This is a genomic window from Variovorax sp. 01T439_2 (genome assembly GCF_056398445.1).
The window spans coordinates 1-8,097 of record NZ_JBFTPJ010000164.1 but is presented as its reverse complement, the minus strand read 5'-3'; the positions used below and the strand labels follow the sequence as shown (position 1 = coordinate 8,097).

The 8,097-nt window shown below is 64.4% G+C and carries 7 protein-coding genes and 1 pseudogene; all 8 read right to left on the bottom strand.

What is annotated here, in order from left to right; translation table 11 throughout:
• Positions 1-249: pseudogene (locus AC1DOC_RS10420) on the bottom strand (LPD7 domain-containing protein); the annotation flags it as partial.
• 67 nt (positions 250-316) lie between these two features.
• Positions 317-2,272 (bottom strand): type IV secretory system conjugative DNA transfer family protein, encoded by a 1,956-nt coding sequence (locus AC1DOC_RS10415; RefSeq protein WP_015865873.1) that lies wholly within the window; start codon positions 2,270-2,272, stop codon positions 317-319.
• Positions 2,238-3,386, bottom strand: a complete 1,149-nt coding sequence (gene virB11 / locus AC1DOC_RS10410) for a P-type DNA transfer ATPase VirB11 (protein WP_015865872.1) — start codon at positions 3,384-3,386, stop codon at positions 2,238-2,240. Before virB11 ends, AC1DOC_RS10415 begins: the two co-directional genes overlap by 35 nt.
• Positions 3,355-4,692: a type IV secretion system protein VirB10 gene (gene virB10 / locus AC1DOC_RS10405; RefSeq protein ID WP_015865871.1), complete on the bottom strand. Its 1,338-nt coding sequence runs from the start codon at positions 4,690-4,692 to the stop codon at positions 3,355-3,357. Before virB10 ends, virB11 begins: the two co-directional genes overlap by 32 nt.
• The gene (locus tag AC1DOC_RS10400) at positions 4,689-5,516 is read right to left on the bottom strand and encodes a TrbG/VirB9 family P-type conjugative transfer protein (RefSeq protein WP_478129771.1); all 828 of its coding nucleotides are present in this window, start codon (positions 5,514-5,516) and stop codon (positions 4,689-4,691) included. The genes virB10 and AC1DOC_RS10400 overlap by 4 nt, the downstream gene beginning before the upstream one ends.
• A gap of 11 nt (positions 5,517-5,527) precedes the next feature.
• Positions 5,528-6,250, bottom strand: coding sequence for a VirB8/TrbF family protein (locus AC1DOC_RS10395; protein WP_015865869.1), 723 nt, complete (start codon positions 6,248-6,250; stop codon positions 5,528-5,530).
• Positions 6,251-6,407: 157 nt separating this feature from the next.
• The gene (locus AC1DOC_RS10390; protein ID WP_015865868.1) at positions 6,408-7,460 is read right to left on the bottom strand and encodes a TrbL/VirB6 family protein; all 1,053 of its coding nucleotides are present in this window, start codon (positions 7,458-7,460) and stop codon (positions 6,408-6,410) included.
• A 267-nt stretch (positions 7,461-7,727) separates the two neighbouring features.
• Positions 7,728-8,097: TrbJ/VirB5 family protein (locus tag AC1DOC_RS10385; protein ID WP_478129770.1), on the bottom strand; the 370-nt coding region annotated here is incomplete at its 5' end.

The window sequence follows — 8,097 nt, the reverse complement described above, 5'->3', positions numbered from 1 at the left end:
GTGCAGCACCTCGCGGTTCTCGGTTCGCACGCGGAGACGGCCGCCGTCGTCGATGAACGCGAGGGTGCGGTCCGGGAAGAAGTAACGATTGTCGATGCGCAGGTAGCGGCGCTCGATGGCATCGGGCACACGGGTATGACCGCGGCCCGCAGCAGGCGCATCTCCCTGGATGGAGCCCACGCCATACCAAGGTTCGGTGCTCTCGATCCCGTTCGGCGCTTGGCTTCCGGAAGAACTGTCTGTGGACATTGCGGCTCCTTTCATGTGTGCTGTCAGGCAGGGTGACCCTGGCTGTCCAAACCGGTTCGATGTGGCATCAGTCCAGGATTCGCGCCATGAACTCATCGGCGTGGCGCTTCAGGTCCTCGTCGCTGAGCTTCTCCGTGGGAATCTCCACGTCGTCGAAGTCGAACGAGAAGTCGTCCAACTTCAAGTCGTCGTTCAATACATTGCTGGCTACGGCAGCGGCCTGCCGGGCCGTCGGCGCGGCGCCACCGTCCGGAGGCGTGGCGTTGGAGAGGGATCCGGGACCTGTGCCGGACGTGTCTTTCCTGTCATCGAGCATTGCCGCCGGCACGGTTGTGGCGGCGCCGCCGGGCTTATCGACGTTCAGCTTCGGCACCAGTGGTGGCGGCAGTTCGCGTGGGGCAAATAACCTGTCGCGAAAGTAGAGGATCCGATGCGCCAGCACCGGCCGCAGGCCTTCGTAGAACAGGATCATCCGGTCCGGTCCCAGTTCCTTGACCTCCTGGGGCAGCAGCAGGCGGCGCGGCTGCTCGCTGATGGTCACGGTGGGCTCCTTGTTCGCACCGCCCCACATCGGGCGGCTGATGTTCTTCTGTCGGACGGTGTAGGTCCCCAGCTCTCGCGAGATGGCCTCGGCGTCCTCGTACTCCTTGGGTGGGAACACGATGCGCGCCGCGAGCATCTTGCGGATCGACTTGGCGCCCTCGATACCGTACTTCTCGATCAGTTGCGAATTGGACTGGACGATGATTACGGCGCGCACGTTGTAGCCGGGCAGGAAGGCCGTGGAGTCGGCGATGACGGGAATGCGCCCGAGCGCCGGAAATTCGTCGAGCATCAGGAGCACCTGGTGGCGAAGCTCGGGATTGTTCTCGGGGAGTTCCCGCGTTTGCAGGCCGATCGCCTGCTGGAAGAACAGGTTCAGCAGCGGCTGCAGCCGGGCGATGTTGTCGGGGTTGATCTGGACATAGATCGAGATCGGATGCTTGCGCAGTGCCCTCAGGTCGAAATCGTTGGCCGAGGTGGTCGCATCGATCATCGGGTTGAGCCACAGGTCCAGGCGGCTGGTGAAGGTCTTGCGGATGCTGGAGGCCGTGGTCGGTGCCAAGTCGATCACGTCGTAGAGGCTCTGCACCGCTTCCTGCGACAAGGGATACCCGGCGCGCTCGCAGGCATCAATGACACGCTTCCAGTGTTTCTGAAAGCCCTCGGCATCGCTGGCCATGCCCTGGCGCAGGATCTCGCCCAAGGTGCGCGTGGCCCCTTTGGTCTCGAAGAGATAGAGGGCAATGCCCAGGAATAGAGATCGGGCCGAGGAGGTCCAGAAGGGATCGCCGGCCTGTGGATCGGGAAAGAGCATCGTGCCGATGCGCTGCAGATCGTCGATGCAGCGGTAGGGCGTCTCGGAGACATAGCCGAGCGGATTCCAGCGAGCCGAGCGCTCGCGCTCGGACAGGGGATCGAACAGGTGCACCTGCTGCCCATGGGCCGCACGGAAGCCGGCGGTGCGCATGAAGTTCTCGCCCTTGATGTCGCTGATGATGGCCGAGCCGGGCCAGTTCAGCAGATTGGGGATGACCACGCCGACGCCCTTGCCACTGCGCGGCGGTGCCTCGAGTGCGACGCCCTGCTGGCCGGGAAGCACCAGGTAGCGATTGCCGAGCCGCCCGAGGATGATGCCGTGCTCGTTCAGGAGGCCCGATCGCGCGATCTCGCGACGGCTCGCAAACCGGGCATTTCCATGCAGCGGCCGGCGGCGGGGCAGCATGGCAATTCCGACCAGACCGAGCATCAGCCCCTGGGAGCCGACCAGCGACGCAATGAGGACACGGCGCACGTCCGGCCGCTCGCCGTAGGCCTGCCAGTACTCGTGAAGGGTCAGCAGCGTGGCGTGCTGTGGCGGCAGATTCATCGCGAACAGGAACGCTTGGCCGGCGACGTACATGCCGACCAGCGCCGCGATCAGCAGCGCGACCGCGATTCTGAAGGGACTAGGCAAGCCTTCGTATCTTGGTGCCAGGGTCATACCAGATCTCCCGCACGCTACGCCGCAGCAGGCCGTCCCGGCGCTCTCGCGCACACTGCACGACGATGTCCACGCTCATCTGCGCCAGTTCCACGCCGTCGCGTGTGGTCATGCCGTGGCCCGCCTGACTGCGCTTCATCAGCTGCGCCAGCGCCACGAAGGCCATCTCCGCGCTGTCGGCGTGCACGCTGGTGATCGAGCCTGGGTGGCCGGTGTTCACGGACACCAGATAGTCGTAGACCTCTTCGCCGGTGCGAAGCTCGGACACGAACACCCGGTCGGGACGTTGCCGCTTGGCGCCGGCGAGCAGTTGGCCGGGCGTGACCTCGGCCTGCCCCTGGGCGCCTTGCGAATAGAAGAGTCTCACGTGGTTGGGCTGGTTGCGCAGCGACAGCTCCTTCACGTCCTCGATGGTGATCAGGCGGTCCTCGGACGGCACCTCGAGGATCAGCGCCTTGCCGACTGTGGTCTTGCCGGAGCCGGTGGCGCCGGACAGTAGGATGTTCTTGCGAAACTGGACGGCGCATCGCAGGAAGGGCACGAATTGCCGGCGTGCGAGGAGATCTGTCAGCTCCCTGTCTTCGGGTGACAGGGACGCCCGTTCAGATTGGCACGCCGGAGTCGGGGGAGCACTGCGCGTGGTCTCGAAGATGTGCAATTTCTCCAGCTCTTCGAGGGTCCAGAGCGTGTTCGAGGGGCGCCGGATCGTGATCGAGACGGTCTGGTCCAGGGTCGCGGGTGGCAGCACGATCTGGATTCTTTCGCCGCCCGGGAGGGTGGCGGACAGGAGTGGCTCGTTGGCCGAGATGCGCTGTCGCGTGAAATTGGCCACGAGCTTCGCGATCGACATGCACCAGTCGAAGCTCGCGAACGGCAACGTCTCGCACGTCCAGCCGGACTGCCGTTCCACGAAGGCTGCACCGGGCTCGTTGATGCAGATCTCGGTCACCGCGGGATCACCCAATAAGTGGCCGAGCGGACCGAGAAAGAGGGCAAGCGACGACGGCGGCTCTGCGGAGGCTCCGTCATGCGCGCGCGCCCGCGCCGGCTGCCGGTCGCCTGTGGTGGCGCCGGGCTCGCCATCAAGGGATGGCCGGTTCGGTTCGAAGCGCATAGACGCTCCTGAAATCCACATCGCGGGCGACCAGGATCTGGATCCGCTCGCCCTGGTTCTTGATCACGGTCGGCGGAATCGACACGGTGCTGCGCAGCACCTCCGTGATGACGTCGCGGCTGCCCTGGGGAGCGAGCACCACGCCGCCGCCGCTACCGACAGACGTGCCGCTTTGCTCGTGGGCGGCGATCGTCTGCATCGTGCCGTCGATCACCGAGATCAGGACCGCGGCACCGAAGCGATCCCAGAAATGGGTGTCGACGAAGCCGGGGAGGCCGCTGCGCCCCAATTCGTCGGTGCCCGGGGACGCCAGCTGGACCACGACGCCGGTCGGCGTGCGCGCTTCGTTCCAGACGATGAAGACGCGACCCTGTCCCTGTCGCGGCGTTCCACGCTGTTCGCCGACGTACTTGGTGCCACGCTCCAGCAGCACGACCTTGCCGTCGGCCCCGTAAACGTCGCTCGCGCCGATGCAGGTGGTCATGCCCTCATAGGTGGAATCGATGGCGGTTTCCAGCGTGCAGTCGATGAACGCGCCCTTGGGCAAAAGCATGCGCCGTGTCGGCAGGGTCTGGGCGACCACCGCCGGCGTCGGCGTGGGCCGAAGGCTGGCGGCGAGCTGACCGCCGCCGGGTGCCGCCAAACTGGCGTGGGGTGGCTGCAGCGCACCGATCAGCTGGGCCATGCTTGGCACGCCGCCGGCAGGCAGCATCGCCGGATCCGCGAGCGCGTGCGGCGTGGTGGCGCTGCGCGCCTGAGCGGCTTGGGCGCGCCGAAGCACCGGGGCGCCCAGCTGTCGTTCCAGTGCGATCTGCTCGGGTGTCTTCTGCGGCGGTCCCGTGTTGGCGCTGTTCGCCGGCGGTGGCGGCGGGGAGGGCGGAGCGGCGGTCGCTGCTGCTTCCGGCGCCGCTCTGGGCGGATTGATGCGGCCGAGCGGCGGAACCTTCATCTCGCCGCCGGCGCGCGCAGCCGCCGCCTTTCTCGCAGCCTCTTCGGCCTCCTGGGTCTTGGCATACCGGGTGTTGTAGTACCAGAACAGGAATCCGGCGCCCAGCAGCATGATCGCCGTCAGTGCCAGGAACCCGCTGATGCGCGACTGGATGGAGCGCTCGCGATTGACCGATGGAATGGCCCGCTCGCCATGGATCGTCGGGCGCTCGTCGGCTGCCTGGAACGCCCCGTCTCCCGGAGCTGCGGCTCGCTGCGCTGACAGGATCTCCCCGGTGTTCTGGTCGATCTCGGGCGCGTCGCCATGCTCCTGGGGATCGGTCCGGGACACGCGGCGGGGCTCGCTCATCCAGGTCATGGCCCATCTCCTGCCGTGATGCGCCGCACACCTGTTGCGCTGGTGTTGGTGGGGGTGCGCGCGCCGCCGCCGACGAAGGACCGGTTGATCACGCAACCGACCAGCCCGCCCCGCCGCAGCACGAAGCGGCGCGCCACGCGGTGAATCACTACCTCGTCCGCGTCGACGTTGAAGTTCAACAGCGATTCGGACCCGTCGTCGTTCTGGACGAACATCGCCGGGAAGTCGGAGCGCGTGTGGAAACGCAGACGCGTTTGCGCCCCGTCGTCGTGGGCGCTCACGGGCTTGAGCGAATCGCTGCCGCAGAACCAGTAGTCGGAGTTGCGTGGTCGATCGGTCGCCCCTTCGCTCATGCGCGCCTCGGCCCGGCGCCGTTCCTGATCCTCGGCTGCCTTCCGGACCTCGTCTTCCGGGTAGGTGAAACGTATCGAATACACCATGCGCCTGGCGGCAGTGCCTACCGGCGCGATGGAGGAGACGGTGTAGTCGAAATGATAGGCCCGCAGGTTCGTGAGGACCGTGAAGTTGGTCGCGGCGCGCGCTTCCTTGGGCTTGATGAAGAAGTGGTTGCGCTCGGCACCGATATCGAAGGCACCGTTGTCGCCGGAGCCGAGATTCACGAACTCCTCGCCTTCGGCAAACTGCAGATGGATCTGATAGCCCACGTACCCCTGCAAGCTGATGACGTCCGCCGGGTCGTAGGCGACCACCCGTACCCGGGCATCGACCTTGCCGACGGCCGGCACGGTCGCGGCTCGGCCGTACGGTGCGGCGAGCGCCAGAGTTGTCGCCAGTCCGAGCGCCAGCGGAAAGCTGCGGTACACGGGCCGGGGCTTCATCGTGCATCCTGCCTGACGGGTGCAACGCTAGCTGGCGCGACCTCGGGCTCGCGGCGGTATTCGACGACGCGAAAGCCCAGCGGGTTGAGCGAACGCACCTTGTTGTCCGCCGATGGCGGAACATAGGCGAACTCGATCGTGGAGACCCAGTGGCTGGTCTGCTCCTCCCCGGTGCCGCCTGCGCGCGTCGAACGGGTGAAGCGGACCTGTGCCAGCTTGTCCTTTCCGCTCTCCAGCTTGAGGAAGGTGACCGATTGCACCTGCGCGCGGATGGAAGTGCCGTCTTTGTAGACATTCAGAGGTGAGGCCGGGTTGTCGGCCGCCCACAAGGCCGCCCACTCCTGGTTGAGACGAGGCGAGTTTTGCGAGGCGACCAGTTCGTAGTCCGCTTCCGCGGTGCCGTAGAAATAACGCTCGCGCGCAATCACGTAGTTCTGCAGCAGGTTCCGTGTCACGACCTGCTCAATGTCGGTCGTGCCTTCGTAGGTGGGGACGATGTCGACGATGCCGCTGCTGCTGTCGACCCGAATGAGAACGGGAACCGGCTGCTTCAGCGGCGTGAGCCCGCTGACGGCGGCGACGGCGAGGATCGCGATCAGTGCTGCCGATGTGGCCACGGCCCAGGCGATCCCGGTCGATCGCTCCGCCCGACGCGCGCGGTCGAGTTCCCAGTTCTGGGCTTCGCGCAGGTAGTTCTCAAGGGAGCCGTCCCGACTCATTGACCGCTCCTGATGGGGAAACCCCGTCCGAGATGTTGATCGGTGTGAGTAGCCCTTCGCAGTCCGGCGGTGCGGGTGAGCGAGTGCCACATGCCGCTGTCAGGAGAAGGGTAAGCAGAGAAAGGATGATCGAAGGTTTCATCTGCACACCCCACCGCTAGCGACTGCGTGAGAGGCTCGGCATGACCTGCTCTCTGGAAAGCACGGTGCCACCGCGGCGGGTGGCGCCGACACTTGCAATTGAGGCCACACCCGCGCCGATGCGATTGCCCGCGAGCCGGCGGAACGAGTCCCAGCGGCTGCCCGGCTCTCGCCGCAGGCCGTCCAGTACGCCGCGTCCGAACTCGTAGCTGGTGCGCTTGGCGCTTCCAAGTCCCCAACGGAGCGCTCCACTGACGACGCTATAGGTGCTCAGCGCAACACCGCTCGCAAGTCCCGCAGCGATTGACGTAACCTGTCGCATCACTAGGAAAACGAGGGCTGAGGCAACGCACACCCGTACACTCGCCGCGATCGTTATCCCTGCGCCTGACGCCGCGGCGCCAGCCGCATAGGCCCTTACCATATTGAGAAGTAGCGACGCTGCGAATAGAGTGAGGACCGCGACAAGTGCGTAGTTTGCTAGTTGTGCAATCCAGGATTCAAAAAATCGCTTCGTTGCATCAAAAAATAGCAAGGCGATGAAGATCGGGCCTAAGGCTAGCAAGATCGCAACGGCGACCTTTGACAATCCAAGCAAGAAAGCGGTTACGACGACGGTTAGGCCGAGTAGCAGGTAGACCAGAAATCCGGCGATGTAGAACGCAAAGTCACTGTCAAGCACACTTCCCTTCTTAAGCAATTGTTCAGCGATTGTCGTTCCATCAAGCCAGACCTGATCAATCACACTTACGACTGTCGACGCACCAATGACTGACGCCGCCAATTGCTCAGGAGCTCGATAGAAACTATCCGCAATGACTTGGTTGTAGGTCCACAGCCGAAGTCCTGCGCCAAGAACAATTGCCACGGTGAAGATTCGCTTGACTCCCTCCCACATCGGCTCTTGGATTCGTCCGGAAAGGCTGAGATAACCCCAGATCATTACGTAGACGGCTGCGAGCGTCACGGCGGCGGGTTCGATTGCGGATGCAACTCGTGCTGAGTGCGTGCCGATGTAGTCAGCAAGCTGGCTATCGAGCCAAGAAAAGAATTGCGCAAAGAATCCCATGATGTGAAACCTGCTATCGGGCGGCGCCCTGCGGGATAGGAATTGGCTTCAGGTCTTGCGTGTTTCCGATGCCATCACGCTTTCGCTGAGTCAGCGCGCCATCAATTTCCTTTGGTGCTGAAGTCTGAGGAATGGGTGCGTGCCGCAGGTCTGACGGGACCTGCTTTTCGGTCCGATGCTGAATGAGTAGGTATGGTCCGCCCACTGCCGCCGCGACGACGATGATTACAGTAGGTATCCAAGTGCTCTTGCTCATGTGAGTTTCGTCTAGTAGTCGACAGCGGGGAGCGATCGCATAGAACCTATGCCCGAGGCAGCTTGTTCTCGCGCGCGCTGTTTGCGCATGAGCTCCTCAGAATGAGCGACTTGATAAAGGCTCTGCAGCTTCGTTTGCTCATTGGTGAGCATGTTCTGCTCGGCCTGGATTCTTGCCTGCAGGTCCTGGATCGCCTTGGGATCCTGTGCGGAAGCGATGCGGTCGATCAGCAGTTGCAGGGCCGAGAAGCGCTGGCTGGTGTTCTGGTACGCGTTCTGGGTCATTCCGTTGAGCAGCGCTGCCGATTGCCGTCCTTGCTCGACGACCTGGCGCAACYCCGGACTCAGCCCCTCCAACTGGGTTCCCGAGAGGCCCGAGAGG

Bases quoted from the DNA above. Each gene is read 5' to 3' on its own strand.
- virB11 (WP_015865872.1), bottom strand. From the start codon at position 3,386: ATGCGCTTCGAACCGAACCGGCCATCCCTTGATGGCGAGCCCGGCGCC.
- AC1DOC_RS10390 (WP_015865868.1), bottom strand. From the start codon at position 7,460: ATGGGATTCTTTGCGCAATTCTTTTCTTGGCTCGATAGCCAGCTTGCT.
- virB10 (WP_015865871.1), bottom strand. From the start codon at position 4,692: ATGACCTGGATGAGCGAGCCCCGCCGCGTGTCCCGGACCGATCCCCAG.
- AC1DOC_RS10415 (WP_015865873.1), bottom strand. From the start codon at position 2,272: ATGACCCTGGCACCAAGATACGAAGGCTTGCCTAGTCCCTTCAGAATC.
- AC1DOC_RS10395 (WP_015865869.1), bottom strand. From the start codon at position 6,250: ATGAGTCGGGACGGCTCCCTTGAGAACTACCTGCGCGAAGCCCAGAAC.